At 64.6% G+C, this 449-nt stretch carries 1 protein-coding gene; it reads left to right on the top strand.

Annotation, left to right across the window (positions count from 1 at the left end; translation table 11 throughout):
- Nucleotides 1-449, top strand: a 449-nt coding sequence (locus C5748_RS27520) for a transporter (RefSeq protein WP_199194923.1), incomplete at both ends; no start/stop codon positions are given.

Here is a 449-nt window from a genome sequence, read left to right as displayed (position 1 = left end):
GTCGGCTACAAGGACGAGGAGCGCGGCATCAATGCCCGCATGCGCGGCGAGGCCCGCTTCGAGGATTCCGACGACGACAGCCGCGACCGCAACACCTATCTGTTCGCCACGGGCCTGAGCTGGAAGACCAGCGAGGACTGGCGGTTGCTCGCCAATGTCGATGCGGTCGTCTCCGATTCCGCCGGCGAGAGCTCGTTCCGCGACGGCGATTATGTCGAGGCCTCCTTCGGTTATGCCTACCGCCCGATCGACAATGACCGCCTCAACGCGCTGTTCAAATACAGCTGGGTCTATGATCTGCCCGGCCAGGACCAGGTCAGCGCCATCACGGGCGACGAATACGGCCCGGCGCAGCGCAGCCATATCCTGTCGGCCGACTTCACCTATGACCTGATGCCCTGGCTGTCGGTCGGCGGCAAATACGGCATGCGCTACGGCCAGGTCCGCGA

Source organism: Phyllobacterium phragmitis (assembly GCF_002980495.1).
GTDB classification, from domain to species: Bacteria; Pseudomonadota; Alphaproteobacteria; order Rhizobiales; family Rhizobiaceae; genus Paramesorhizobium; species Paramesorhizobium phragmitis.
The sequence above is the reverse complement of the archived record's forward strand: the minus strand, read 5'-3'. Positions and strand labels throughout refer to the sequence as shown.